This is a genomic window from Comamonas sp. UBA7528 (genome assembly GCF_002479375.1).
Classification (GTDB): domain Bacteria; phylum Pseudomonadota; class Gammaproteobacteria; order Burkholderiales; family Burkholderiaceae_C; genus Comamonas.
The window spans coordinates 8465-8754 of the sequence record NZ_DLMU01000012.1 but is presented as its reverse complement, the minus strand read 5'-3'; the positions used below and the strand labels follow the sequence as shown (position 1 = coordinate 8754).

The 290-nt window shown below is 60.7% G+C and carries 1 protein-coding gene; it reads right to left on the bottom strand.

Annotated features, from left to right (window positions below; translation table 11 throughout):
- Positions 1–290 (bottom strand): immunoglobulin-like domain-containing protein (locus B3349_RS15340; protein ID WP_291590022.1); only part of this gene is annotated, 290 nt, incomplete at both ends.

Genomic DNA, 290 nt, shown 5'->3' with positions numbered 1-290 from the left:
GTGGCGGTGTCTTCGGTATCCGTCACTTCGACTGTGGTCGTAGCACTGGTGTCCAGGTTCTCAAAGTTGCCGCCACCATTGGTGCTGACAATGCTGATGGTCTCCGTGCCTGCGTCGTTGTAGACGTCATCGGTCTGCACAGCGAACTCGGTCGACTGCACCACGGTGCCCGGCACGTAGTCGGGGGTGAAGGTGATGGTGGCGCCGTTGTTCAGCGTCAGTACCAGCGTGGTCTGTGGAGCGTAGTCCAGGGTGGCACCAATGGTCACATTGGTGCTGCCCTCCACCGC